Annotated in this window: 24 protein-coding genes and 1 tRNA gene; 16 read left to right on the plus strand and 9 right to left on the minus strand. The window is 72.3% G+C overall.

Going from position 1 to position 25,697, the window contains the following annotated elements; all coding sequences use genetic code 11:
- Positions 1-74: 74 nt before the first annotated feature.
- Positions 75-1,841: a phosphatidylglycerol lysyltransferase domain-containing protein gene (locus BS80_RS20060; RefSeq protein WP_051967155.1), complete on the minus strand. Its 1,767-nt coding sequence runs from the start codon at positions 1,839-1,841 to the stop codon at positions 75-77.
- A gap of 250 nt (positions 1,842-2,091) precedes the next feature.
- On the opposite strand from BS80_RS20060, the gene BS80_RS20065 reads away from it, so the two are divergent.
- Together BS80_RS20065 and BS80_RS20070 are read left to right on the plus strand one after the other, a co-directional pair.
- The gene (locus BS80_RS20065) at positions 2,092-2,757 is read left to right on the plus strand and encodes a response regulator (protein WP_063772017.1); all 666 of its coding nucleotides are present in this window, start codon (positions 2,092-2,094) and stop codon (positions 2,755-2,757) included.
- Positions 2,754-3,929, plus strand: coding sequence for a sensor histidine kinase (locus tag BS80_RS20070; protein WP_051966821.1), 1,176 nt, complete (start codon positions 2,754-2,756; stop codon positions 3,927-3,929). Before BS80_RS20065 ends, BS80_RS20070 begins: the two co-directional genes overlap by 4 nt.
- Before the next feature lie 165 nt (positions 3,930-4,094).
- Here BS80_RS20070 and BS80_RS20075 read toward each other — a convergent pair whose 3' ends face one another.
- The 3 genes from BS80_RS20075 to BS80_RS20085 all read right to left on the minus strand — a co-directional run bounded on the left by BS80_RS20075 (position 4,095) and on the right by BS80_RS20085 (position 6,233).
- On the minus strand, positions 4,095-4,412 hold the full coding sequence (locus BS80_RS20075; protein WP_035799290.1) for a hypothetical protein: 318 nt from the start codon (positions 4,410-4,412) through the stop codon (positions 4,095-4,097).
- 11 nt (positions 4,413-4,423) lie between these two features.
- Positions 4,424-5,800, minus strand: coding sequence for a DUF4331 domain-containing protein (locus BS80_RS20080; protein ID WP_035799291.1), 1,377 nt, complete (start codon positions 5,798-5,800; stop codon positions 4,424-4,426).
- An 88-nt stretch (positions 5,801-5,888) separates the two neighbouring features.
- A complete protein-coding gene (locus BS80_RS20085) occupies positions 5,889-6,233 on the minus strand; it encodes a hypothetical protein (protein ID WP_157536407.1) in 345 nt (114 codons plus the stop codon).
- Positions 6,234-6,664: 431 nt separating this feature from the next.
- On the opposite strand from BS80_RS20085, the gene BS80_RS20090 reads away from it, so the two are divergent.
- The 6 genes from BS80_RS20090 to BS80_RS20115 all read left to right on the plus strand — a co-directional run bounded on the left by BS80_RS20090 (position 6,665) and on the right by BS80_RS20115 (position 12,570).
- Positions 6,665-6,904 carry a chaplin gene (locus tag BS80_RS20090; protein WP_035799298.1) on the plus strand — a complete coding sequence of 80 codons (240 nt, stop codon included), beginning with the start codon at positions 6,665-6,667 and terminating at the stop codon, positions 6,902-6,904.
- Between the two features lie 254 nt (positions 6,905-7,158).
- Positions 7,159-8,436 carry an NAD(P)/FAD-dependent oxidoreductase gene (locus BS80_RS20095; protein ID WP_035802059.1) on the plus strand — a complete coding sequence of 426 codons (1,278 nt, stop codon included), beginning with the start codon at positions 7,159-7,161 and terminating at the stop codon, positions 8,434-8,436.
- The gene (locus BS80_RS20100) at positions 8,433-9,212 is read left to right on the plus strand and encodes a DUF1365 domain-containing protein (protein WP_232246540.1); all 780 of its coding nucleotides are present in this window, start codon (positions 8,433-8,435) and stop codon (positions 9,210-9,212) included. Before BS80_RS20095 ends, BS80_RS20100 begins: the two co-directional genes overlap by 4 nt.
- The gene (locus BS80_RS20105) at positions 9,209-10,486 is read left to right on the plus strand and encodes a class I SAM-dependent methyltransferase (protein WP_051966822.1); all 1,278 of its coding nucleotides are present in this window, start codon (positions 9,209-9,211) and stop codon (positions 10,484-10,486) included. Before BS80_RS20100 ends, BS80_RS20105 begins: the two co-directional genes overlap by 4 nt.
- A 3-nt stretch (positions 10,487-10,489) precedes the next feature.
- The gene (locus BS80_RS20110) at positions 10,490-11,800 is read left to right on the plus strand and encodes an SAM-dependent methyltransferase (protein WP_035799300.1); all 1,311 of its coding nucleotides are present in this window, start codon (positions 10,490-10,492) and stop codon (positions 11,798-11,800) included.
- Positions 11,797-12,570 (plus strand): DUF1295 domain-containing protein, encoded by a 774-nt coding sequence (locus BS80_RS20115; RefSeq protein WP_035799309.1) that lies wholly within the window; start codon positions 11,797-11,799, stop codon positions 12,568-12,570. Before BS80_RS20110 ends, BS80_RS20115 begins: the two co-directional genes overlap by 4 nt.
- Here BS80_RS20115 and BS80_RS20120 read toward each other — a convergent pair.
- Genes BS80_RS20120 through BS80_RS20130 form a run of 3 tightly spaced genes read right to left on the minus strand, consistent with a single transcriptional unit; the run spans position 12,563 to position 14,671 of the window.
- Entirely contained in the window at positions 12,563-13,309 is a 747-nt protein-coding gene (locus BS80_RS20120) for an anti-sigma factor (RefSeq protein WP_035799312.1), read from the minus strand. The two genes, BS80_RS20115 and BS80_RS20120, sit on opposite strands and share 8 nt — an antisense overlap.
- Positions 13,306-13,893: a sigma-70 family RNA polymerase sigma factor gene (locus BS80_RS20125; RefSeq protein ID WP_035799313.1), complete on the minus strand. Its 588-nt coding sequence runs from the start codon at positions 13,891-13,893 to the stop codon at positions 13,306-13,308. The genes BS80_RS20120 and BS80_RS20125 overlap by 4 nt, the downstream gene beginning before the upstream one ends.
- 37 nt (positions 13,894-13,930) lie before the next feature.
- The gene (locus tag BS80_RS20130; RefSeq protein WP_051966823.1) at positions 13,931-14,671 is read right to left on the minus strand and encodes an alpha/beta fold hydrolase; all 741 of its coding nucleotides are present in this window, start codon (positions 14,669-14,671) and stop codon (positions 13,931-13,933) included.
- Between the two features lie 227 nt (positions 14,672-14,898).
- On the opposite strand from BS80_RS20130, the gene BS80_RS20135 reads away from it, so the two are divergent.
- Entirely contained in the window at positions 14,899-15,273 is a 375-nt protein-coding gene (locus BS80_RS20135; RefSeq protein ID WP_035799315.1) for a hypothetical protein, read from the plus strand.
- Between the two features lie 37 nt (positions 15,274-15,310).
- Entirely contained in the window at positions 15,311-15,658 is a 348-nt protein-coding gene (locus BS80_RS20140; protein WP_035799319.1) for an ArsR/SmtB family transcription factor, read from the plus strand.
- Positions 15,659-15,757: 99 nt separating this feature from the next.
- Here BS80_RS20140 and BS80_RS20145 read toward each other — a convergent pair.
- A tRNA-Leu gene (locus BS80_RS20145) sits at positions 15,758-15,844 on the minus strand.
- Positions 15,845-16,282: 438 nt separating this feature from the next.
- Between BS80_RS20145 and BS80_RS20150 the strand changes: the two genes are divergently transcribed.
- The 6 genes from BS80_RS20150 to pknB all read left to right on the plus strand — a co-directional run bounded on the left by BS80_RS20150 (position 16,283) and on the right by pknB (position 24,837).
- Positions 16,283-17,140 (plus strand): FhaA domain-containing protein, encoded by an 858-nt coding sequence (locus tag BS80_RS20150; RefSeq protein WP_035799320.1) that lies wholly within the window; start codon positions 16,283-16,285, stop codon positions 17,138-17,140.
- 12 nt (positions 17,141-17,152) lie between these two features.
- Positions 17,153-17,692 (plus strand): FHA domain-containing protein FhaB/FipA, encoded by a 540-nt coding sequence (locus BS80_RS20155; protein WP_035799321.1) that lies wholly within the window; start codon positions 17,153-17,155, stop codon positions 17,690-17,692.
- Positions 17,693-17,790: 98 nt separating this feature from the next.
- The gene (locus tag BS80_RS20160) at positions 17,791-19,500 is read left to right on the plus strand and encodes a protein phosphatase 2C domain-containing protein (RefSeq protein ID WP_035799322.1); all 1,710 of its coding nucleotides are present in this window, start codon (positions 17,791-17,793) and stop codon (positions 19,498-19,500) included.
- A gap of 32 nt (positions 19,501-19,532) precedes the next feature.
- Positions 19,533-20,936: an FtsW/RodA/SpoVE family cell cycle protein gene (locus tag BS80_RS20165; protein ID WP_035799327.1), complete on the plus strand. Its 1,404-nt coding sequence runs from the start codon at positions 19,533-19,535 to the stop codon at positions 20,934-20,936.
- A 71-nt stretch (positions 20,937-21,007) separates the two neighbouring features.
- On the plus strand, positions 21,008-22,459 hold the full coding sequence (locus BS80_RS20170) for a peptidoglycan D,D-transpeptidase FtsI family protein (RefSeq protein WP_035799332.1): 1,452 nt from the start codon (positions 21,008-21,010) through the stop codon (positions 22,457-22,459).
- 254 nt (positions 22,460-22,713) lie between these two features.
- A complete protein-coding gene (gene pknB, locus BS80_RS20175) occupies positions 22,714-24,837 on the plus strand; it encodes a Stk1 family PASTA domain-containing Ser/Thr kinase (protein WP_035799334.1) in 2,124 nt (707 codons plus the stop codon).
- Positions 24,838-24,971: 134 nt separating this feature from the next.
- On the opposite strand, the gene BS80_RS20180 is transcribed toward pknB, so the two are convergent.
- Positions 24,972-25,694 carry a class E sortase gene (locus BS80_RS20180; RefSeq protein WP_035799346.1) on the minus strand — a complete coding sequence of 241 codons (723 nt, stop codon included), beginning with the start codon at positions 25,692-25,694 and terminating at the stop codon, positions 24,972-24,974.
- Between the last annotated feature and the right edge of the window lie 3 nt (positions 25,695-25,697).

A 25,697-nucleotide genomic window follows, 5' to 3' on the forward strand; every position in this document is an offset into this window, starting at 1 on the left:
GCGAGTTTCGAGAGGCTCGTCATTCCCTCGTGCACACGAGCCCCATGGGCCCCCTCCGCCCCCCGGCGGAGGGACTACCCCTTCCCTCCGCGCTCCGCCGTCGGCAGTTTCGGTGCCGACGGCACGGAGGCCACCCGGACATGCCGACGACGGAACAGGGCGGGCAGACTCGGTGCGGTGATGAACCCCTCGGCGCGCGCGCTGGCGATGCCGATCCGCGGGATCTCGCTGCTCTTCTCGAAGAGCAGGTAGCGGGGCTCCCAAATCGGCCGGTACTTGGCGTTGGCCCGGTAGAGCGACTCGATCTGCCACCAGCGCGAGAAGAAGCCGAGAACCGCGCGCCAGAGCCGGAGCACCGGGCCGGCTCCGAGCCGCGAACCGCGTTCGAAGACCGAACGGAACATCGCGAAGTTCAGCGAAACCCGTTCCAGCTGGATCTCCTTCGCCTGCTCCAGGAGTTCGATCACCATGAACTCCATCAGGCCGTTCTCGGTCTCCCGGTCGCGGCGCATCAGGTCGAGCGAGAGGCCCTTCTCACCCCACGGGACGAAGCTGAGCACGGCCCGCAGCTCGCCCTCGGCGTCATGGCACTCCAGCATCACGCAGCGGCCGTCCCCCGGGTCGCCGAGCCGGCCGAGCGCCATCGAGAAGCCGCGCTCGGTCTGCCCGTCCCGCCAGCGGTCGGCCTTGGCCAGCAGCTCGGCCATCTCCGCCTCGGGGATGTCCTCGTGCCGCCGGATCCGGATCGTGTAGCCGGCCCGCTTCACCCGGTTGTACGCCTGCCGGACCACGCGCATGGCCCGGCCCTCCAGGGAGAACTCGTCCAGCTCGACGATCGCCTCGTCACCCAGCTCCAGCGCGTCCAGGCCGTGCCGGGCGTAGATCACCCCGGCCTCCTCGGAGGCGCCCATCACGGCCGGCGCCCAGGCGTGCTCGCGGGCCTCGGCCAGCCACAGGTCGATCGCCCCCGGCCAGGCCTCCGGATCGCCGATCGGGTCGCCCGAGGCGAGTGAGACACCGCCGACCACCCGGTAGGTGACCGCCGCCTTGCCGGTCGGCGAGAAGATCACCGCCTTGTCGCGGCGCAGCGCGAAGTAGCCGAGCGAGTCGCGCTCGCCCTGCTTGTCGAGCAGCTCGCGCAGCCGCTGCTCGTCGTCCGGGTTCAGCAGCTCCTTGTCCCGCGGGCTGCGGAAGGCGACCCAGAGCACCAGGAGGAAGAGCACCGCGCTCATCGCGTTGATGAAGGCGTTCACCCAGGTCGGGACGTCGATGACGTCCTGCACGTGCTCGGAGGGCTCGATGGTGATCATCCGGGCCAGCGCATAGCCGAAGCGGTCGCCGATCGCGGCGCCCGGCAGGCTGTTGTTCAGGGTGACCAGCAGCGCGCCGATCGCCCCGCCCACCAGCAGCCCGCCGATGAAGGTGACCACCGCCATCATCGGGTTGGACCGGTCGCCCTTGGAGACGAACTCCTTGCGGCCGACCAGCAGCGCCAGCACGAAGAGCCCGGTGAGCACCGCCGAGAAGTAGTTGAAGCCGTGCTCGCGGAAGTGGTTCACGCCCGGCCAGCAGAGCGCCAGCAGGTAGATCAGGAAGGTGAACCCGCCCAGGACCATGTTGAAGATCCAGGCCGCCCGCTTGCGCCGCCGCATGGCGACGGCCAGGAAGAGCGACAGCACCATGGTGGCGAGGCCGGCCGTCACCAGGTACGGGGTGAAGAAGTCGCCCTCGGAGTGGTGGCGCACCGTGTTGCGGAACGGCACCAGCAGCACGGCCACCAGGTTGAGCAGGGCGACGAGCCGCAGGTACCAGACCGTCCCGGCGGCGGCCCGCGGGCGCATGCGCGCGAGCAGGCCTGGCCGGGGCGCGGCCGGGACGGCCGCGGCCGGCTGCTTCGTGGTGGTCGACACAGCTCAATTCCAAACGATCAGGGGCTGGGACGCATCCGCTTGTGTCTCAGGGGCGTCCTCCATCGTGGCTCACCCCGGATGAGATTCGCGTGAACCGGGCTGCTGATTCCCACCCCGCCGATCGGCGGGGGTGAGGCCGCCGGACGCCCTAGGCTCGTCCTTGCTGAGAGAAGGAGGGAACGTGACAGCAATCCGTGTGCTGATCGTGGACGACGAGCTGCTCGTGCGCTCGGGCCTTGGGCTGATCGTGGGCTCGGCCTCCGACCTGGAGATGGTCGGCGGGTGCTCGGGTGCCGAGGCCGAGGCCTTCGTCACCAGGCTGAAGCCCCACGTGGTGCTGCTGGACATCCGGATGCCGGACCTGGACGGCATCTCGGTGCTGCGCAGGCTGCGGGCGCTGCCCGACCCGCCGGCCGTCTCGATGCTCACCACCTTCGACACCGACGAGTACATCGGCACCGCGCTGCGGGCCGGCGCGGCGGGCTTCCTGCTGAAGGACACCGCGCCCGAGCAGCTGGTGCACGCGGTGCGGATCCTGGCCGCGGGCGGCAGCATGCTCTCCCCGGCGGTGACCCGCACGGTCATCGGCGGTTACGTCGACGGCGGCGGGCCGGACGCGGCGGCGCTCGCCATGGTCCGCTCGCTGACCGGCCGCGAACTGGACGTGCTGGCGCTGCTCGGCGAGGGCCTGGCCAACGCCGAGATCGCCGACCGGCTGTTCCTGGGCACCGGCACGGTCAAGGACCACATCAGCGCGATCCTCGGCAAGCTGGGCGCGGCCAACCGGGTGCAGGCCGCGGTGATCGCGCACCGGGCCGCGCTGGTCCGGACGCCGAAGCAGCAGTGACCGCGCCGAGAACCACCGGGGACCGCACGCTGCCGGGCTGGCTGAGCAGACCGTGGGTGGCGCTGCTGCTGCCCGTCCTGCTGGCGCTGCTGGAGACCTGGCTGCTGGACCGGGACACCGTCTGGTGGAAGAACGCCCTGAACGGCGTCGCCGTGCTCGGCCTGCTGCTGCGCACCCGGTGGCCGGTGGTCTCGGTGCTGCTCGCGCTGCCCGGGACCTTCTTCACCGAGAGCTGGCTCGCGCCGATGACCGCCGTCTACTCGGTGGCCGCCACCCGGCGCCGGCTGCCGGTGACGGTGCTCTGCGCCACCGCCTTCGCGCTGGCCGACTACTTCACCTGGTCGGTCTCCGAGCAGAACTCGTCCATCGACCCGTTGGCACTCAACCAGTCCAACGGGCTGGCCATGATCCAGTCGCTGCTGCTCGGCATCGCCCCGGTCGCGCTCGGCCTGCTGGCCCGCACCCGGCGCGAGCTGACCGCGCGGCTGGAGGAGCTGACCCGCGGCCAGGAGCGCGAGGCCCGGCTGCTGGCCGAGCGGGTGCTGGCCACCGAACGCGCCCGGCTGGCCCGCGAGATGCACGACGTGGTCTCGCACCAGGTGAGCCTGATCAGCGTGCAGGCCGGCGGCCTTCAGGTGTCCACCACCGATCCGTCCGCCGAGCGGACCGCCGCCACCATCCGCGAGCTGTCGGTGCGCACCCTGGAGGAGCTGCGGCAGATGGTCGGGGTGCTGCGCGCGGCCGGTGGCACCGACCTGCGGCCGGGGAGCGTGCCGCTCGGGCCCCAACCGCGACTGGCCGACCTGCCCCGGCTGATCGGCGAGAGCGGGCTGGCCGCCGACGCCGAGCTGCGGCCCGGCGATCGGAACTGGCCGGAGGCCGTCCAGCGGGCGGCCTACCGGACGGTGCAGGAGGCGCTGACCAACATCAGCAAGCACGCGCCGGGCTCGGCGGTCCGGGTCCGGGTCACCTCCCGCGGCAGCCGGCTGCTGGTGGACGTCCACAACGGGCCCGCGCCCGCCCGGACAGCCGGCCAGCCCGCGCCGCTGCCGGGAGGCGGGCACGGGCTGGTCGGCCTGCGCGAGCGGGCCCAGTTGCTCGGCGGCTCGCTCAGCGCGGGCCCCACCGCGGACTGCGGCTTCGCCGTGCACACCGAGCTGCCGGCCGACTAGTGCCGCGTCAGGTAACTTTTGCCCGTCAAGGAGCGGGGTCCGGTGCGTGCTATCGGCGTGCCGGCCGGAAGTCCTCGTACTGGACGTACTTGGGCTTTCGGCCGGTGCGGCGAGAGTGCGTGCCGGGCGTCGCGACGGGGCGAAGGTTGCCTGACGCGGCACTAGTCACTCCCAGTGGTGCTCGCTCACCGCGCCCCCGTGGACGGTCAGCCGGCCCGCCTCGGTGACCGGGTCGCGCCAGACGATGTACTCGCCGGCCGGCAGCGGGCTGATCACCGCGCAGTAGACGGTCCGCTCGCCCAGGTGGCGCGGCCGGACCGCGGCGTGGGTGCGCTGGAGGGGAGGGTCGACCGGGCCGACCTCGATCTCCAGGCCGTCCTGCGCGGGGCCGGTGTGGATGATCACCGCGCCGTGGTCCCCGCCGATGTCCAGGACGACGCTGCCCTCCCAGGAGGGCGGCGGCAGTGGTGCGTGGGTGTGCATGGAGGTCTCCATCAGCTCGACGGGTTGCTGTAGCCGTCGTACGGGACGCCGAGGTAGGGGAAGGCGTTCAGGTAGGGGTTCTTGAGGTCGGCCGGGGTGAGGCCGTCGGTGATCGCGCTCGCGGCGCCGTCCGGCGTGAAGGACGGGTCGACCAGGTTCAGGACCAGGCCCGCGATGGCCCGCAGCTCGATGGTCACCACGTCGTCGAAGACCCGGCGGCCGTTCGGGAAGCCGGCCGCGTCGCCGGCCACCAGGCCCAGAATGTTGGGGCTGGTGCTGGGCGGCACGGCCACGTTGAGCCGCAGCATGTCGGCCTCGGTGGTGCCGGTGAAGTTCTGGAAGCCGGGCACCACGCCGGTGGGGATGCCGGTCAGCAGGATGGCCAGCAGGTCGGCGCGGTCCTTGGTGTAGGCCGCCAGGTTCGGGAAGACGCCGGGGTAGAGCACCGGCAGCAGCTTCGCCAGCTCCGGCTGGGCCACGTACTGGGCGAAGTTCTTGTCGTCGGACGGGGGCTGGGCGTTCCAGAGGTCCTTCTTGCCCATCGGCACGATGACCTCGTTGAACAGCGGGTTGCCCAGCCGGGAGACCTGGACGAAGGGGCCGGACTCGATGTCCTTGCCCTCCGGGTTGATGATCCGGGCCTGGTGGCGGCTGGCGGTGGTCCAGACGCCGATGGTGGCGTGCGGGTCCATCACGTCGGTGGGGCGGCGGTGGTCTTTGACCAGGTCGGTGATCGGGACCTGCAGCGCGATGCTGTGGACGTTGAGCGCCTTGGTGGTGTTGACGCCGGGGGCCGGGTTGGTGAAGGCCGGCATGACGTGCAGCTGCTGGAACGGCCGCAGGGTGCCCAGGTCGAAGATCGAGCCGAGGTCGACGTAGAAGCCCTCGGCGCGCTGTCCGGCGAAGACCGTGCGGCCGCCGTCCAGCTGGTGCACCGCCGCGTTCGCCAGCGAGGTGTAGTCGGGCGTGGACAGCGGGCCGATGTTGCACGGCGGGCAGGCCAGGTCCTTCGCGAGCTCGCTGCGCCGGCCGCTCGCCTCGACCCTGGTGATGCTGTAGCTCTGGCGGCGGTTCCAGTTGGGCGAGTCCAGCGAGGTGATCGGCCCGGTGTTGTAGAGGAAGGAGTCCGGGTTGCGGACCTCCACCCTGAAGCGGAGCTCGTAGCTGACGTCCGCCCGGCCGTCGCCGTCGTTGTCGATGTGGATGGCGTAGAGGACGTCCTCGCCGAACTCGTAGAAGTTCGGTCCGCCGGCCGGTCCCTGCAGCGGGATGTAGTTGGCGATCAGCGTGACGGTGTCGCAGGCGTCGGGGCTGACGAAGGCGTAGACGTCGGTGCTGTCCGCCACCGGGTCCTTGGAGATCTCGGGGGCTTCGCGGTGGGACGACATACTGACCTCACAGAGGTGTTGGGACGAGAGATTCGTGGCAGGAGATGCCCGGTCGGCTCCGGCGCGGGGCCGACCGGGGGAGTGCGGGTCAGCCCAGGGTGCGCAGCAGCGCGTCGGCCAACTCGCGGTCGCGGACCCGGCGATGACTGTCGCCGTGGAAGACGTCCAGCTCGCCGGTGCGGGCGTTGCGCAGGTGCACCACGGTCGGCGTCTCGGGGTCGGCGGGCGCCGCACCCGTCGCGTCGGGCGCGGCGGCCTGGTCGGGCTGGTCCGCCGGGTCGGACGGATCGGCCGATGCGCTGCCGGTGCCCAGTCCGGAGAGCAGGCCGGCCGTGAGGCCGACCGCGCCGACGGCGGTGGCGTTGCGGATCAGGCCGCGCCGGGAAAGGCCCGCCTCGGTGGCGGTTTCGGGCACAGGGGTATCCAGGGACATGGGTCGTTTTCCTCCGACTCGGTGAACGGGGAGGCCCCGAGCCTCGCGCTCGGTCCTACGAGCGGGACGGGCACAGATCGGGTACGTACACGAAGGGCCGTCCGGTGGCAGAGGGTCGGCAGCCACGCTGAAGTGAAACGGCGTCAGCTCGACCGGTCAAGCCGGCAGGGCCGGAAGGGCACGGGCAGTCATCCGGACGGCGCAGAGCACCGCCGCCAACCGGGGCCGTCCGAGTGGTCACCGACCGCCGCGGCGGCCGTCGCGCGGCCTGCTCGACGATCGGATCAGCCGACCGGGTGAATAACGGGTGGCGTAACAGTCCAGGGCACTTCCGAGGACGAAGAGTAAGTATGGGAACACGTTCGGTCACTTGTCGACGGAATGTGTTCTCGCTTGACCCTGTTCGATCCCGCAAGGAATGGAGAAGACCCATGAAGGACTTCCGCAGGGCCGTTGTGCTCGCTTGTGCCGCTGGTGCACTCGTCCTCGGCGGCGCCGGCGTGGCCAGCGCCGACGCCACCGCCAACGGCGCGGCGATCGGCTCGCCGGGTGTGCTGTCGGGCAACCTGATTCAGATCCCGGTGCACATCCCGATCAACATCTGCGGGAACAGCATCAACCTGGTCGGCATCGCCAACCCGGCGTTCGGGAACACCTGCGTCAACGCGTAACAGCTGCCGCTGCGGCCGTCTCCGCCCACCAGGGCGGGGGCGGCCGCAGCCGTTTCCGGGCTTCCCCCGGCTGTGACCAATCCGCCCCCGGGTCCGGCCGCGAATACCGGTCGGACGGTCCCCCGACCAGGGGAGGGCCGACGCAGAGCGGAGGGGTGGGAGTGAACAGCGTGCCCGAGAGTGCCGCACGGACGACGACGCGGCCCGCGCCGCCCCGGGCGCCCGGCGCGGGCCGGGCCCGCGGACGGCGCCGGATCGCGGTGGTCGGCAGCGGGGTCGCCGGCCTCACCGCGGCGTACGAGCTGGAGCGCGGCGGCGCGGCGGTCACCCTCTTCGAGGCGGACCAGCGGCTCGGCGGCCACGCCCACACCCAGCAGGTCACCGCCCTGGACGGGCGACCGCTCGCCCTGGACACCGCCTTCCTGGTGCACAACGACCGCACCTACCCGCACCTGCTGCGGCTCTTCGGCGACCTGGGCATCAGCACCCAGGACAGCGAGATGAGCATGTCGGTGCGGTGCCTGGGCTGCGGACTGGAGTACGCCGGGGCACGCGGCCCCGGCGGCCTGTTCGCGCAGTCCAGTGCCCTGGTGCGCGGGCGCTACCTGCGGATGCTCACCGAGGTTCCGCGCTTCCACCGCCGGGCCCGGCGGCTGCTGGCCGCCCCGAGCGCCGAGGGCGCCGACGAGCCCACGCTGGCCGAGTTCGTCCGGGCCGGCGGCTTCTCGCCGTACTTCACCCGGCACTTCCTCACCCCGCTGGTCTCCGCCGTCTGGTCCTGCCCGGCCGGCGCCGCGGGCGACTACCCGGCGCGCTACCTCTTCGCCTTCCTGGAGAACCACGGGCTGCTCTCCGTCACCGGCTCGCCGCGCTGGCGGACCGTGGTCGGCGGCTCGCAGGGCTACGTCCAGCGGATCGCGGCCGCGCTCACCACCGTGCACCGCGGCCTGCCGGTGCGCGCCGTGCTCCGGCACCCGGACGGCGTCGAGATCGGCGCCGGCGACCGGCCCACCGAGCACTTCGACGCCGTGGTCATCGCCACCCACCCCGACCAGGCGCTGCGCCTGCTGGCCGACCCGACCGAGGCCGAGGCCCGGGTGCTCGGCGCCTTCCACTACTCGCGCAACCCGGCCGTGCTGCACCGCGACCCGTCGCCGCTGCCCCGCGCCCGCCGGGCCCGCGCCTCCTGGAACCACCAACTGCCCTCCTGCGACGGTGGCTCAGGACCGGTCCAGGTCAGCTACCACCTCAACCGGCTGCTGCGCCTGGACACCCCCGAGGACTACCTGGTCACCCTCAACGAGGACCCGGACCACCCGTTCCGCAGCGACCAGGTGATCTCCCGCACCGTCTACGAACACCCGCTCTACACCACCGAGTCGGTGGCCGCCCAGCGCCTGCTGCCGACCCTGGACACCGCGGTCACCACGTACGCCGGGGCCTACCACGGCTGGGGCTTCCACGAGGACGGCTGCCGCTCCGGCGTCCGCGCCGCGCAGCTGCTGCTCGACCGGGCGGTGAGTCCGCTGTGAACGACACCGCGCTGCCCGGCCCGTGGGGCGCCACGCTCTACGAGTGCGCCATCGCGCACGTGCGCACCGCACCCCTGCGGCATGCCTTCCGGCACCGCACCTTCCTCTGGCTGGTCGACCTCGACCGCCTCCCCCGACTGCCCCGGCCACTGCGCCCGCTGGCCCGGATCGAGGCCCGCGACCACCCCGGCGACCCACGGCTGAGCCTGCGCGCCAACCTGGAGCACTTCCTCGCCACCCGCGGCGTCGACCTGCGCGGCGGACGGGTCCTGATGCTCACCCAGGCCCGAAGCCTGGGGCACGTCTTCAACCCGATCACCGTCTACTGGTGCCGGAGCCCGGACGGCCGGCCGCTGTGCACCGTCGCCGAGGTGCACAACACCTACGGCGAGGACCACCGCTACCTGCTCCACCCGGACGAGCTCACCCGCGCGCGCACGCCCAAGGAGTTCTACGTCTCGCCGTTCTTCCCGGTGCGCGGCGACTACCTGATGCGGCTGCCCGAGCCGGACGACCGGCTCGACCTGACGATCCATCTGGAGCTGGACGGGGGACGCCCGTTCACCGCCACGGTGCACGGCTCGGCCCGCCCGGCCGGACCGGCCGCGCTGCTGCGGTCCGTGCTGCGCCACCCGTGGTCGACCCTCGCGGTGTCGCTGCACATCCGCGTCCAGGGCATCCGGCTGCTGCTGCGCGGTCTGCCGGTGCAGCCCCGGCCCGGTCCGGCGGCGGCGTCCCCCTCCTCCCACTCGTACGAAAAGGTCCCCCTGCCGTGAGCCAGACACTTCCCCGCCCGCGCACCGCCACCGCCGCTCCGGACTCCGGACGCTGGCCCGACGTGGCCCGGGTCCCGGCCGCCGGGCTACGTGCACCGCTGGCCCGCAGGCTGCTGCGCCAGGTCGCCCGGCGACTCGGGCTCCAGGTCGAACTCCCCGACGGCGGCATACTGGTGGCCGCTGCGGCAGGCGCGCCCGTGCTGCGGCTGAACCACCCCGACGCGTTCTTCCGACGGGTCGGCGCCGGCGGTCTGATCGGCTTCGGCGAGGCCTACCAGGCCGGCGACTGGGACTCCCCGGACCTGGTCGGGCTGCTCACCGTGATGGCCGGATCGATGGACACCCTGGTGCCGCCCAGCCTGCAGTGGCTGCGCCGCTGGTACGCGCTGCACCGGCCGACCGACCAGCTCAACACCCCCGAGGGAGCACGCCGCAACATCCAGCGGCACTACGACCTCTCCAACGAGCTCTTCGCGCTCTTCCTCGACCCCACCATGACCTACTCGGCGGCGCTCTTCGTCACCGACGACCACGGCCTGCCGCTGGCCGGCTGGGAGCTGCTGGAGCAGGCCCAGCACCGCAAGATCGACCGGCTGCTCGACCTGGCCGAGGTGGGCGCCGGGACCCGGGTGCTGGAGATCGGCACCGGCTGGGGGGAGTTGGCCCTGCGGGCGGCCCGCCGCGGCGCGCAGGTGGTGACCCTGACGCTCTCCGGCGAACAGCAGCAGCTCGCCCAACAGCGGGTCAGCGCCGCCGGATACGGCGACCGGGTGAGTGTGCGGCTGTGCGACTACCGCTCGGCCGAGGGCAGTTACGACGCGGTGCTCAGTGTGGAGATGGTCGAGGCGGTCGGCCGGGCGTTCTGGCCGCACTACTTCAGCACGCTGGACCGGGTGCTCGCCCCCGGCGGCCGGGCCGCCCTGCAGGCCATCACCATGCCGCACGAGCGGATGCTCGCCAGCGAGCAGACCCACACCTGGATCGGGAAGTACATCTTCCCCGGCGGCCTGCTGCCCTCCACCGAGGCGATCGAGCAGACCGTGTCCGCCCACACCTCGTTGCGGCTCACCGGCCGCCAGGGCTTCGGCGCGCACTACGCGGAGACCCTGCGGCTGTGGCGCGAGCGCTTCGCCGAGCACCGTCCGCACGTGCACGCGCTGGGCTTCGACGAGGTCTTCGGGCGGATGTGGGAGTTCTACCTGGCGTACTCCGAGGCGGGCTTCCGCTCGGGCTATCTGGACGTGCAGCAGCTGCTGCTGACGAGGGAGAGCTGAACCGTGTCCACCACCTCCGCCGCTCCGCCCTCGACGCCGGCGCCCGGCACCGTCACCGGGACGCTCGCCCCGCTGCTCACCCGGCTGCTCGGCGACCCGCTGCCGATCAGGATCCGGGCCTGGGACGGCAGCGAGGCCGGCCCCGCCGACGCGCCCACCCTCACCGTCACCTCCCGCCGGGCGCTGCGCCGGCTGCTCTGGTCCCCCGGTGAACTCGGCCTGGCCGAGGCGTACATCACCGGTGACATCGACGTCGAGGGCGACCTCGGCGAGGGCCTGCGCCGGATCCGGCAGGCCACCCGCGAACGTGCCGGCCGCCCCTCGCTGGGCCCGGCCGAGCGGGCCAGGGCCCTCACCGCGGCACTGCGGCTCGGCGCGATCGGCGCGCGGCCCGCGCCCCCGGCCGGCCGGGCCGCACTGCGCGGCAGCCCGCACAGCAAGACCCGCGACCGGGCCGCGATCAGCCACCACTACGACCTCTCCAACGAGTTCTACGCCCTGCTGCTCGACCCCTCGATGGCCTACTCCTGCGGCTACTTCACCTCCGAGCACGCCACCCTGGCCGAGGCGCAGACCGCCAAACTCGAGCTGATCTGCCGCAAGTTGGGACTCGCCCCCGGCATGCGGCTGCTGGACGTCGGCTGCGGCTGGGGCTCGCTGGCGCTGTACGCCGCCGAGCACTACCGGGTCGAGGTCACCGCCGTCACCCTCGCCGAGCGCCAGCACGCCTTCGTCCGTGCGCGCGCCGACGCGGCCGGCCTGTCCGGCCGGGTGACGGTACGGCTGTGCGACTACCGCGAGATCGCCGACGGCCCCTACGACGCGATCAGCAGCATCGAGATGGGCGAACACGTCGGCGCCGCGCAGTACCCGGCCTTCGCCCGCCGGCTCCACCGGCTACTGCGGCCGCGCGGCCGGCTGCTCGTCCAGCAGATGTCCCGGGGCGCCGGCGCACCCGGCGGCGGCGCCTTCATCGAGACCTACATCGCCCCCGACATGCACATGCGCCCGGTCGGCGCCACGGTGGCGCTGCTGGAGGAGGCGGGCCTGGAGGTTCGCCAGGTCGAGGCGCTGCGCGAGCACTACAGCCGGACGGTGGACGCCTGGCGGGACACCCTGGAGCTGCGCTGGGACACCTTCACCGACCTGGTCGGCGAGGAGAGCGCGCGAGTCTGGCGGCTCTACCTGGTGGGCGCCTCACTGGCGTTCAGCGAGCGCCGGATGGGCGTCGACCAGCTGCTGACCGTGCGCCCCGGCGCCGACGGGACGTCCGGCTTCCCGGCCACCCCGCACGCCTGGTACCCGGCCTCGTGAGCACGCTCTCTTGCCTGGCGGCAGCACTGGTCGTCCTGCTGGCGGCCTACGCGGTCGGCACCCGGACCGGCCGGCACCGGGTGGTGGACGTCGCCTGGGGCCTGGCCTTCTGCGCGGTGGCGCTCACCGGCTGCGCCCTCGCGGACGGCTCCCCGGCCCGCCGGGCCCTGGTCACCACGCTGGTGGTGCTCTGGGGGCTGCGGCTGTCCGGCCACATCGCGCTGCGCTCGCGCGGCCACGGCGAGGACCCGCGCTACGAACGCCTGCTGGCCCGCCGCGGCGGCCGGGCCCTGCAGTGGATCTACCTCCCCCAGGCCGGGCTGGTCTGGTTCGTCTCGCTGCCCGTCCAGCTGGCGCAGTACGGCCGTGCGCCGCTGGGCCCACTCGCGTTGGCCGGCGCCCTGCTCTGGGCCGTCGGCCTGGTCTTCGAGGCCGTCGGGGACTGGCAGTTGACGCGCTTCAAGCGCGACCCCGGCAACCGCGGCCGGCTACTGCAGAGCGGCCTGTGGTCCTGGACCCGGCACCCGAACTACTTCGGCGACGCCTGCGTCTGGTGGGGCCTCTACCTGCTCGCGGTCGAGGCGCCGTACGGCTGGGCCACCCTGGCGAGCCCGCTGTTGATGACCTACCTGCTCGTCTGGGGCAGCGGAAAGGCGCTGCTGGAACGGCAGTTGATCGCCACCAAGCCGGGTTACGCGGCCTATGCCGAGCGCACCAGCGGCTTCCTCCCCCGGCCACCGCGCCGAGCGGCCGGCCGCAGGGTCAGCTGAACGGGAGCAGCATCACCGGCGCACCGCTCGGGTGCGCCGAGCCACCGCTCGGCTCCACCGTCACGCCGACCCCGACAGCGCCGTCGATCCGCCCGGTCAGCACCAGCGCGCCGCTGGAGGCGGGCAGCAGACCGGCCGCGCGCATGGTGCCCGCGTCGTTGTACCAGAGCTGGTAGACGTGGTCCGCGGCGAGCTTGGGCAGGCTGCCGGCCACAAACGCCGCCTGGTCCCTGCTCTGCGACCAGACCACCGTGCCGACACCACCGCCCGAGCTGGTGGTCGCCGTCCTCGCGTCCGGGGCGGTGAGCAACGAGCTGACAGCGGCGGACTGCAGGCGGACGGCGGCGGTCTCGCTGCGGGCCCGCTGGGCGTCCTGGTGCTGCTGCACCGCCAGCCCGCCGGCCGTCACGGCCAGCAGCACCGAGGCCGCCAGCGCGAGCCGGCCCAGCATCCGCCCGCGCCGGGAGCGGACGGCCGCCGGGCGGTCCTCCTCCTCGACGGTCGGGGCCAGCTGGCGCACCGTGGCGGCCTGCGCCAGCACCCGCTGCTTCAGCTCGGGCGCCGGGACGACGGTCTCGGCCAGGCCCAACCGGGCGACCGTGGCACTGAATTCGGCGACCTCCCGGGCACAGGACGGGCAGATGGCCAGATGCTCCTCGAAGGCCGAGCGTTCCACCTCGGGCAGTGCGTGCGTGGCATAGGCACCGGTGAGCGTGTGCAGCTCCGCGACCGTGGTCATTCCCCTACCCCCAAGCAGTCACGCAGCCGGATCAGGCCGTCCCGCAGCCGGGTCTTGACGGTGCCCAGCGGCACCCCGAGCAGCTCGGCCACCTCACGGTAGGTGCAGCCGCGGTAGTACGCCAGGGTCACCGACTCCCGCTGCAGTTCGGTCAGGCCGCGCAGACAGCGACGGACCTGCTCACGCTCTATCCGGCTCTCCACCTGTTCGACCACCTCGTCGTAGGCGGGCATCCGGGCGGAGGCCGCGGCCCGCTGCTCGCGGTCGGTGGCCGCCTGGGCACTGCGCACCCGGTCGACGGCCCGGCGGTGCGCCATGGTCATCACCCAGGCCATCGCCGCTCCGCGGTCGGGGCGGAACCGCGCGGCGGTGCGCCAGATCTCCAGCATCACCTCCTGGGTCACCTCCTCGGACTGCGCGGGATCCCGAAGGACCCGGCGGACCAGTCCGAGCACCGGCCCGGCCACCGCGTCGTAGAGCCGACCGAAGGCGTCCTGGTCACCGATCGCCACCTTGGCGACCAGCTCCTCCAGGTCGGGCCCGCGCCGTTGCGGGCCGGCCAGCTGGACGATCGCGTTCACCATGAGCCTCCTGGGCAGCCTCGGGCAATCTCCTCGCCCCTCATTCGGGGCCGACGCCCGCCCGGATTGGTGGCCACTGTTCGAACGTCGGCAGCGGCAGGCGCAGGCCGCCCGGGTCGGCCCCACCCAGCGCCATGGCCCGCGCCACCGGCTCCGGCAGCTCGCGCAGGTCCAGCAAGGCTGCCGCCAGCCGAGCGGCGGCGCGGTGCCAGTCCGCGGAGCGCTGAAGCATCCCGTGGCTGGCCCCGGTGACCTCGATCGCGGCCACCGAGGCGCCCGCCGCCCGGGCCCGGGCGGCCAGCGACCGGGTCTGCGCCGGGTCGGTCACCCGGTCCCGGTCACCGTGCAGGGCCACCAGGCGGCGTCCGGCCAGCTGCTCGCAGGGGTCCTCGGGCGGGCACCAGGGAGCGAGCGCGACGACGCCGGTGACGCTCGGGTGCCCGGCGGCGCGCAGCGCGGCCCGGCCGCCCATCGAGTGCCCGACCAGCACCACGGGCACCGGACCGTGGGCGGCCGCCACCGCGTCCAGGGCCGCCCGCACGTCGGCGGCGGCGTGCGCCCGGTCGCCGTTCCAGCCGCGGTAGCGGTAGCGCAGCAGGCCCACCGCGACCTCGTTCCCGGCCGTCTCGCGCGCCACCGACCGGACGAAGCCGTGCATCCGGACCACCGCGAGGTGCCAGGCCCGGGCCGGCGCGGTGCTCTCCACCTGGCCGCCGTGCAGCACCAGCACCACCGCCCGGGGCTCGGCCGGCCGTACCCGCCAGGTCACCGCGCCCGTCATGAGCGACCACTCCGTCCGTCCCGTGGGGCCCGCCGCGAGCCCCGGTGCGGCGAAGGGTACGCCGCCCAGCCGTCCGATCAGGATGAAGAAGTCTTCAATTGACGACGTCTAGTCAACAGAACTGGCGCCCCCGAGCGCAGATAGCGATCAGTTTCAGTCATCAGAGTGGTGCCCACCGGCCATCTCCCTACCCTCATGCCATCGATCCGATCAGCCAGGAGGGCCATATGTCCGGTATCGAGAACGCGCTCAAGGACGCGATGACCATCGAGGGCGCGCTGGGGGCCGCGCTGGTGGACGTCGGCAGCGGGATGGCCCTGGGCACCCTGGGCCACGCGGCCGACCTGGACCTCGCGCTGGCCGCGGCGGGCAGCACCGACGTGGTCCGCGCCACCCTGCGGGCCGTCGAACTGCAGGGCCGTACGGGAGAGACGATGGAGGACATCCTCAGCACGCTCACCCACCAGTACCACCTGATCCGGCCACTCACCAGCACCGGCGGCCACGGCCTCTTCCTCTACCTGGTACTCGACCGCACCCGGGCCAACCTCGCGCTCGCCCGCCACCACGCCCGGCGGATCGAGAGTGAACTCACCGTCTGACCGGGCGGTTGAAGAGGAATGCGGAGAGGACTGACCGGTGCCCGTCCCGCTCTACCAGGCCAAGGCGGAGTTCTTCCGCACCCTCGGCCACCCGGTACGCATCCGCGTGCTCGAACTCCTGCAGGACGGCCCGCGCCCGGTGCGCGAGCTGCTCACCGAGATAGACGTCGAGGCGTCCAACCTCTCCCAGCAGCTGGCCGTGCTGCGCCGCACCCAGCTGGTCAGCTCCACCCGGGACGGCAACACCGTGGTGTACGCGCTCAGCACCCCGGACGTCGCCGACCTGCTGCGGGCCGCCCGCCGGATCCTCACCGAGCTGATCACCGACCGCAGCCTCCTGCTGGAGGAGCTGCACAGCGCCCCCGGCTCACCGCCCGCCCGATGAGCGAAGCCCGCACCGCCGTCGTCACCGGGCCGAGCACAACAAGAAGGCCGGTCAGCGCGACTTTCGTCGCTCTGACCGGCCTTTATGGTCCGAAGACCATGGTGCGCGAGGGGGGAGTTGAACCCCCACGCCCTTTCGGGCACTGGAACCTGAATCCAGCGCGTCTGCCTATTCCGCCACCCGCGCATGGGTGATGTCGTAGATGCTAACCGATCGTCCGGATGATTTCGAATCGGTTTGGACCCGCTTCTCGATCTTCCGTCCGGCTTCGGCTCCCTCTCGGGCGCCCCTTCCGACATGAGAAACATTAGCACGCTCCACGGGGAACCTACGAATCCCTTCCCCCTGCCCACCTGCACAGGTCTGTCCGGGCCGCGACCGGAACCGAGGCCCGGGCCACCCGGCGTACGGGTGAGCCGGGAACGGCCCAGGGGTGAGGGCCGTTGGCGAGGGGTACCTCTTGGCCACCGGGGGCACCCGTACGAAGGGGTGTGCGCAAGCCCACCCCCGGGCTCGGCCCGGCCGGGGAACCGTACAGATGGCCGCGGCGTGGATACGATCAGTACGGAAGTACCGCAATCAAGCCCGAGCAGTACCGCTAGAACCCTTGGAAGGGGGTGCCCCATGGGAGTCCTGAAGAAGTTCGAGCAGCGACTCGAGGGTCTCGTCAACGGCACCTTCGCCAAGGTGTTCAAGTCCGAGGTCCAGCCCGTGGAGATCGCCGGAGCGCTGCAGCGCGAGTGCGACAACAACGCCACCATCTGGAACCGCGACCGCACCGTGGTGCCCAACGACTTCATCGTCGAGCTCAGCTCGCACGACTACGAGCGGCTCAGCCCCTACGCGGGCCAGCTCGGCCAGGAACTGTCCGGGATGGTCCTGGAGTACGCGGAGGCGCAGCGCTACAGCTTCCTCGGCCCGCTCCAGGTCAACCTCGAATGCGCGGAGGACCTGGACACCGGGCTCTACCGGGTGCGCAGCCGCACGCTGGCCACCGAGACCCCCGAGGCCCCGGCCCAGCAACAGCAGCCCGGCTACGGCCGCGGCCCGGCCGCCGAGGCGCCCGGCGCACCGTGGCAGCAGAGCGGCGCGCCGACCTTCGGTGGCGCCCCGCCGCCGCCGAACTCGCCCCCCGCGATGCCGTCGATGCCGCCCGCCCCGAGCAATGTGCGCCCGTTCCCCGGTTCGGGTGCCGGCGCCGGCACCCGCCGCTGGATCGAGGTCAACGGCACCCGCCACCAGATCACCGGAACCGCCTGCGTCCTGGGCCGCTCGACCGAGGCCGACGTCCGGATCGACGACCCCGGAGTCTCTCGCAAGCACGCCGAGATCCGCCCCGGCACCCCCGCGATGGTGCTCGACCTGGGGTCCACCAACGGCATCGTGGTGGACGGACAGCACACCCAGCGCGCTACGCTCCGCGACGGCTCACGGATCGTCGTGGGTAGCACGACGATCATCTACCGACAGGTCGAAGGGTAGGGCGGGGCACCGGTGTCAGAACTGACCCTGACAGTCATGCGGCTGGGATTCCTGGCTGTGCTGTGGCTGTTCGTCATCGTTGCGGTGCAGGTGATCCGCAGCGACATGTTCGGCGCCAAGGGCACCGCCAAGGGCGGCCGTCGGGCCGCCGGAACAGCGGCCGCGACGGGCGCGGGCACAGCGCCGCCGCGTCCGCAGCAGGCCCCGGCGCCCGAGCGGCGCGACGCCACCCAGCAGCTGGGCCGCGGCCGCCGCGGCGCCCCCAGCCAGCTGGTCGTGGTCGAAGGCTCGCTGACCGGTACGACGGTGGCGCTGCAGGGCCAGACCATCACGCTCGGCCGCGCGCACGACTCCACGATCGTGCTCGACGACGACTACGCATCGTCCCGTCATGCCAGGATCTACCCGGATCAGGCTGGGCAGTGGACCGTAGAGGATCTAGGCTCCACCAACGGCACCTATCTGGACCGGCAGCGGCTGACCGTGCCGACGCCGCTCCAGCCGGGTATGCCGATCCGTATCGGCAGGACCGTCATCGAACTGCGGAAGTAGTAGCGCATGAGGGACAGCACCCCGTCCATGACCAGCCGGGACGGCAGCCACACTGCTGCCGCTGCCGTGCGCGAGGCCCAGAGGGGGGCACGCACAACATGAGCCTCGTGCTGCGTTTCGCCGCCGGATCCCACAAGGGACTGATCCGGGAGGGGAACGAGGACTCCGGCTACGCCGGCCCGCGCCTGCTGGCCGTGGCCGACGGTATGGGCGGGGCGGCGGCCGGCGAGGTCGCCTCCTCCGAGGCCCTCAGCTCGATCGTCTCGCTGGACGAGGCCGACCTCCGCGCCGACCTGCTGACCCTGCTCAGTGACGCCGTGCACGGCGCCAACGAGCGACTGCGCGTCATGGTCGAGCAGGACCCGCAGCTGGAGGGCATGGGCTGCACCCTGACCGCGCTGCTGTGGACCGGCGAGCGGATGGGCCTGGCACACGTCGGCGACTCCCGCGCCTACCTGCTGCGGGACGGCTCGCTGACCCAGATCACCCAGGACCACACCTGGGTGCAGCGCCTGGTGGACGAGGGCCGGATCACCGCCGAGGAGGCCGAGACCCACCCGCAGCGCTCCCTGCTGATGCGCGCGCTGGACGGCCGCGGCCAGGTCGAGCCCGACCTGTCGATCCGCGAGGTCCGGGCCGGCGACCGCTACCTGATCTGTTCCGACGGCCTCTCCGGCCCGGTCAGCCACCAGACCCTGGAGGAGACCCTCGGGAGCTTCTACGCCCCCGAGCAGACCATCCAGGAGCTGATCCAGCTCGCGCTGCGCGGCGGCGGCCCCGACAACATCACCTGCATCGTCGCGGACGTCATCGAGGTCGGCGCCACCGACACCCTCAGCGGGCAGTTCGCCAGTCTGCCGATGGTCGTCGGCGCGGTCGCCGAGGGCCCGCACGGGACGGCGACCGACCACGCGATCATCGACACCCCGGCCGGCCGCGCGGCCGGCCTCGGCCGCCAGCAGCCGCCGGCCCCGCAGGGCGCCTTCGGCCCGGCCGACGGCTACCAGGGCGGCTACGAGCCCGGCTACGAGCAGGGGTACGACGCCGGCTACGACCAGGGCCAGGGCGGCTTCGGCCCGGCCGAGGGCTACGGCGCCGAGTACTCCCAGGACGGCTACGGCGCCGCGCCGCAGGGCCCCGAGGGCTACGCCCCGCCGGCCCCGGCCGGCGAGTACGACGCCGCCGGTTACCGTGCCGAGGACTACCCGCCGGCCGAGGCCGCGCCCCGCAAGGGCCGCTGGTTCAAGCGCTCGGCGATCCTGGTGGTCGCGCTGGGCCTGGTCGGCGGCGCCGTGTACGGCGGCTGGCAGTGGACCCAGGGGCAGTACTACGTCGCCGTGGACAACGGCCATGTCGCGGTCTACCGCGGGATCAGCCAGAACCTGGCCGGCCTGAGCCTCTCCTCGGTCTACCAGGAGTACCCGAACGTCGAGCTGAAGTACCTGCCGGTCTACCAGCAGAACCAGCTCAAGAACACGATCGACGCCGACAGCCTGGACGCCGCCACCAAGCGGGTGCAGGCCTTCGACGCGCAGGCCACGGTCTGCAAGAAGATCTCCGAGGGCGCCAAGCCGGGCGGCACCGGCGGCACGCCGGCCGCCGCGACCACCGCCGCGTTCCTGGCCGCTCCCAAGGTGGGCGCCTCGCCCGCGGCGGGCACGACGCCCTCGCCGACCGCGCCGACGCCCGCGCCGAGCGTGCCGGCCCAGGCCACCGGCACCCCGTCACCGCCCGTCACCGCGCCCAGCAGCCCCCCGGCGCTCACCCCGGAGGAACAGACGCTGGCCGCCGACTGCGCGACCGCCTGACGTGGGGCGCGCCACGGGGGAGTGCTGAGCCGATGAGCGTGTTCCAGCTCAGCGGCCGGACCGGCGGCACGGTCGGCCTCGACTCCCCCGGCGCGCCCAACCGGCGTAACACCGAGCTGGGCCTGCTCGCGTTCGCCGTCCTGCTGCCGACGCTGGCGTACGCCAACGTCGGCCTGGCACTCGACCGGCGGCTGCCGGCCGGGATGCTGGAATACGGGCTCGGCATGGGGGCGCTCGCGCTGGTCGCGCACCTGGTGATGCGCCGCTTCGCGCCCTACGCCGACCCGCTGCTGCTGCCACTGGCGACGCTGCTCAACGGCCTCGGGCTGGTGATGATCTGGCGGCTGGACAAGGCCGGACCGCTGCTCCAGAACAACTACCCGGCCGCGGCCAACCAGCTGCTCTGGTCGGCTCTGGGGGTGGCCTTCTTCTGCGCGGTGATCGTCCTGCTCAAGGACCACCGGGTGCTCCAGCGCTACACCTACATCTCGATGGCCGCCGCCCTGGTGCTGCTCGCCGCGCCGGCCTTCTTCCCGGCCCGCGCCAGCGACTTCGGGGCGAAGATCTGGATCCACCTGGGCAGCTTCTCGATCCAGCCCGGCGAGTTCGCGAAGATCATCCTGGCGGTCTTCTTCGCCGGCTACCTGACCGCCAACCGGGACGCCCTGGCACTGGCCAGCCGCCGGGTCCTGGGCCTCTACCTGCCGCGCGGGCGCGACCTGGGCCCGATCCTGGTGGTCTGGCTGCTGAGCATCCTGATCCTGGTCTTCGAGACCGACCTCGGCAGCTCGCTGCTCTTCTTCGGCCTCTTCGTGGTGATGCTCTACGTGGCCACCGAGCGGACCAGCTGGATCGTCTTCGGCCTGCTGCTCTCGGTCGCCGGCGCGGCCTTCGTCGGCTCCACCGAGAACCACGTCAAGGTCCGGATGAACGCCTGGCTCGACCCGCTGGCCGCCTTCGGCGCGCACCCGCCGCCCGGCTCCACCGAGCAGATCGGCCAGGCCCTGTTCGCCTTCGGCACCGGCGGCGTCACCGGGACCGGGCTGGGCCAGGGCCGTTCCTGGCTGATCGGCTTCGCCGCCAAGAGCGACTTCATCCTCGGCTCCTTCGGCGAGGAACTGGGCCTGACCGGTCTGATGGCGGTCTTCGCGGTCTACGGACTGATCGTGCAGCGGGCCCTGCGCACCGCCCTGGCCGCCCGCGACCCGTTCGGCAAGCTGCTCGCCGTCGGACTCGGCTCGGCCTTCGCACTCCAGGTCTTCGTGGTGGCGGGCGGCGTGACCGGCCTGATCCCGCTGACCGGCATGACGATGCCGTTCATGGCCCAGGGCGGCTCCTCGGTGATCGCCAACTGGGCCCTGATCGCCCTCCTGCTCAAGATCAGCGACAGCGCCCGCCGTCCGAGGCCGGAACCGACCCGGGCGGTCGGAGCGTAAAGAAAGGTGCGGTTGAATGACTCACGCCGCACCGACCAGCGCCGCCAGGAACGAGGAGGGGACCCGATCTCTTGAACAAGCCCATTCGGCGGGTCTCCGTCTTCTGTCTGATCCTGATCATGGCGCTGCTGCTGCGCACCAACTGGATCCAGGGCGTCCAGGCCGACAGCTACGCCAACAGCCCGTACAACGACCGGGTCAAGTACGACCGGTACGCCTACCCGCGCGGCAACATCATCGTCGGCGGCCAGCCGGTCACCCAGTCCAACTTCGTCAACGGCTACCGGTACAAGTACAAGACCGGCTGGACGGACGGCGCGATGTACGCCCCGGTCACCGGCTACTCCTCGCAGGCCTACGGCAGCAACCAGCTGGAGCAGCTGGAGGACCCGATCCTGTCCGGCACCGACGACCGGCTCTTCTTCCGCAACACGCTGGACATGCTGACCGGCAAGCAGAAGCAGGGCGGCGACGTGGTCACCACGATCAACGCCAAGGCCCAGAAGGCGGCCTTCGACGGGCTGGGGGACAAGAAGGGCGCCGCAGTCGCCATCGACCCGCGCACCGGCGCGATCCTGGCACTGGTCAGCACCCCGTCGTACGACCCGAGCACCATCGCCGGAACCACCGACGACACCGCCTGGAAGTCCCTCAACGCGGACCCCAACCAGCCGATGCTGAACCGGGCGCTGCGCCAGACGTACCCGCCGGGCTCGACCTTCAAGCTGGTCACCGCCGCGACCGCGTTCGAGACCGGCAAGTTCCAGAGCCCCGACGACCAGACCGACACCCCGCAGACGTACACCCTGCCGGGCACCAACACCCAGCTGAACAACGACAGCCCCGACGAGCCGTGCACCAACGCGACCCTCAAGGACGCGCTGGCGATCTCCTGCAACACGGTCTTCGGCAAGATCGGCGCCGAGCTCGGCTCGCAGAAGCTGCTCGCCCAGGCCGACAAGTTCGGCTTCAACAACACGGTGGACACCCCGATCCGCTCGGCACCCAGCGTCTTCCCGAACAACTCCTCGCCGGACGGCACCGCGATGGACGCGATCGGCCAGCACAACACCGCGGCCACCCCGCTGCAGATGGCCATGGTCGCCGCGGCCATCGCCAACAACGGCAAGCTGATGCAGCCCTACCTCGTCGACGAGGAGCGCTCGGCCAACAGCACCACCATCTCCAAGCACACCGAGCACGAGATGGACCAGGCGATCAGCCCGGCCACCGCCCAGAAGCTGCAGCAGATGATGGTCGCCGTGGTGCAGGACGGCACCGGCAAGAAGGCGCAGATCAACGGCGTCGAGGTGGGCGGCAAGACCGGCACCGCACAGCACGGCCAGGGCAACAGCGGCCTGCCGTTCGCCTGGTTCGTCAGCTACGCCAAGGTCGGCGACAACGCGCCGGTGGCCGTCGCGGTGGTGGTCGAGGACGGCGCGGCGTCGAGCAACGAGATCAGCGGCGGCAGCATCGCGGCCCCGATCGCCAAGTCCGTCATGCAGGCCGTGATCGGTCAGTAGGTCCTTCGCCCGCCCGGTCCGGTCCCGTACGCTGACCCGGATACCGGTCTGGTCTCAGCTGGCGGGCGTGTCGAGTTGTGCCGCACGCGCCCGGTAGCGTATCCGCAAGCAGCGAGTGTGCCCTGAAGTACCCGCCCCGCTCCGGTGTGGGACGGGAGTCACAGAACCACCGTGGCGAGGACAGCGTCACTTCAGAGCGTGCGGGGACACCTACGTCACATCCTCACCGGCCGGTGAGGGAGAGGGTCGGAACTATGGAAGAGCCTCGTCGCCTCGGCGGCAGGTACGAGCTCGGCGGCGTCCTCGGACGCGGCGGCATGGCCGAGGTCTACCTCGGCCATGACACCCGGCTCGGCCGCTCCGTCGCAGTGAAGACGCTCCGGGCCGACATGGCCCGGGATCCGTCCTTCCAAGCCCGCTTCCGCCGTGAGGCGCAGTCCGCGGCCTCGCTGAACCACCCCGCGATCGTCGCCGTGTACGACACCGGCGAGGACTACATCGACGGCATCTCCATCCCGTACATCGTGATGGAGTACGTCGAGGGCTCCACGCTGCGCGAACTGCTGCACTCCGGGCGCCGGCTGCTGCCGGAGCGCGCGCTGGAGATGACCATCGGCATCCTGCAGGCGCTGGAGTACTCGCACCGCGCCGGCATCGTGCACCGCGACATCAAGCCCGCCAACGTGATGCTCACCCGCCAGGGCAACGTCAAGGTGATGGACTTCGGCATCGCGCGCGCCATGGGCGACGCCGGCATGACGATGACCCAGACCTCGGCCGTGATCGGCACCGCGCAGTACCTCTCCCCCGAGCAGGCCAAGGGCGAGACGGTCGACGCCAGATCCGACATCTACTCCACCGGCTGCCTGCTGTACGAGCTGCTGACCGTCCGGCCGCCGTTCGTCGGCGACTCGCCGGTCGCGGTGGCCTACCAGCACGTGCGCGAGGAGGCCCAGCCGCCGTCCGCCTACGACCCCGAGGTCCGCCCCGAGGTCGACGCGATCGTGCTCAAGGCGCTCGCCAAGGACCGCGACTACCGCTACCAGAGCGCCGACGAGATGCGCGACGACATCGAGCGCTTCCTCGACGGCCTCCCGGTCGCCGCCGCCCAGCAGGCCGCCGCCTACGGCATGGGCGGCTACGGCTACGACCAGAACGGCTACCCGCAGCAGCACGACCCGTACGGCCAGACCAACCTGCTGCCCCAGCAGGGCGGCGGCGCGCCGACCACCATGCTGCCCCCGGTCGGCGGCCCGCAGGGCTACGGCCAGGGCCCCGGCGGCTACCAGAACGACGACTACGACGGCTACGGCGGCGGAAACGACGACGGCCAGGGCCGTGCCGGGCGCCGCCGCGACGACCAGCCGAAGAAGAGCAACACCTCCTGGATCATCCTGGCCGTCGCGGCCGTGCTGGTCCTGGTGGGCTCGTTCTTCGTCGCCAGCGCGATGTTCAAGGGCCCCGGCGGCAGCAGCCAGGTCACCGTCCCGACGCTGACCGGCAAGTCGTTCGCCGACGCCCAGGCCGCCGCGCAGGCCGTGAACTCCGGCCTCCAGGTCACCCAGGGCGCCCCGGTCGCCTGCCCGGACCAGCCCTCCGGCATGGTCTGCAAGCAGGAGCCGGCCACCGGCACCAAGGTCGCCGCGAGCTCCACGATCACCGTCCAGCTCTCCAGCGGCCCGGCCCAGACGCCCGTCCCGGACGTCACCGGCAAGCCCAAGGACGCCGCCAACCAGACGCTGACCGGCGCCGGCTTCGCCCTGGGCACCCCGCAGTACGCCAACGACCCCAGCGTCCCGCAGGACTCGGTCATCTCGCAGAACCCGGCGGCCGGCAGCCCGGCCGCGGCGGGCGCCACCATCACGCTGACCATCTCGCAGGGTCCCGGCAAGGTGGCCGTCCCCTCCGTGGTCGGCCAGACCACCGACGTGGCCACCCAGACGCTGGCCGACGCCGGCTTCGCGGTGGACTCCTCCAAGACCACCCCGTCCACCGACCCCAGCAAGGTGGTCGGCACGGTGGCCTCGCAGAGCCCCGCGGCCAACGGCAAGGCGGCCCCGGGCGCGAAGATCACGCTGATCATCTACGCCGCCCCGGCGAAGATCCAGGTCCCGGACGTCACCGGCAAGTCGGTGAAGGACGCCACCGCCGCGCTGCGCAACGCCGGTCTCGGCTTCAGCTACAACGGCCCCAGCGACAACAACGCGATCGTGGTCACCACGAACCCCGGTCCGAACCAGCTGGTCGACCCGAGCATGAACATCGTGATCACCACGTCACCCGGTGGCGGCAACACCAAAGGGCCCATCGGCGGCGCCTTCGGCTCCCCGCCCTTCGGCAACGGGGGCACCACGACATCCCCGAACGGCAACAACTGACGGCTGACCCTCCGAAGGGGCTGTCGACGCCACGGCGTCGACAGCCCCTTCGGGCTTCCCCGGCGCGCCGTCAGCACCGCCCGCCCTCACCCGCCACCGTCGGCTCCACCGCCTGAGGCGGTCCGGACGCCCCGTCAGCCGGCCCGCAGCTCCGGCGGAGGCGTCCGGTGGGCGTCCATCGGGTCGACCCGGACCAGGCTGCCCCAGACCGCCATCCGGTAGCGCGAGGTGTACACCGGCGTACAGGTCGTCAGGGTGATGTAGCGCCCGGGCCCGCGGTAGGGCGAGCCCTCCGGGACCGGGGCGACGATGCCGGTGTCGTACTTGGAGGTCTGGTCGAGCGTGGCGTCCACCCGGTAGACGTACCAGTGGTCCTGGGTCTCCACCACCACCGCCGCGCCCTTGCCGACGTCGTCCAGGTCGTGGAACTTGGCGCCGTGGCCGTCCCGGTGCGCCGCGAGGGCGAAGTTGCCGGCGGCGTCCCAGGGCAGCGCCGAGGGGTAGGGCTCCTGGTAGACCCCCGCCACACCCTCGTTGAGGACATCCAGCCCGGTCCCCATCCGGATCAGCACCTGGTAGTCCCTGCCCATCGCCGGCACGTGCAGGAACCCCACGACGTCACCGGTCCGGTACGCCCGAGCGGGTGACGCGGCGGCGGACGGCGCCGTCCAGGCCTGCCGCAGCCGGTCGCCGGCCTGCCCGGAACGGCCGTCGGCGACCAGGTCGGTCCACCAGAGCGAGTAGCCGACGAAGAGCGCCAGCACCACCCCCAGCGTGAGCAGCAGCTCCCCCACGGCGCCCAGCAGCGCCGCCCCACGGCCGCGCGTTCGCCCGGCTGCTGTCCGCTGCTGCCTCACGTG

The sequence above is a fragment of the Kitasatospora mediocidica KCTC 9733 genome (genome assembly GCF_000744225.1).
Taxonomy (GTDB): domain Bacteria; phylum Actinomycetota; class Actinomycetes; order Streptomycetales; family Streptomycetaceae; genus Kitasatospora; species Kitasatospora mediocidica.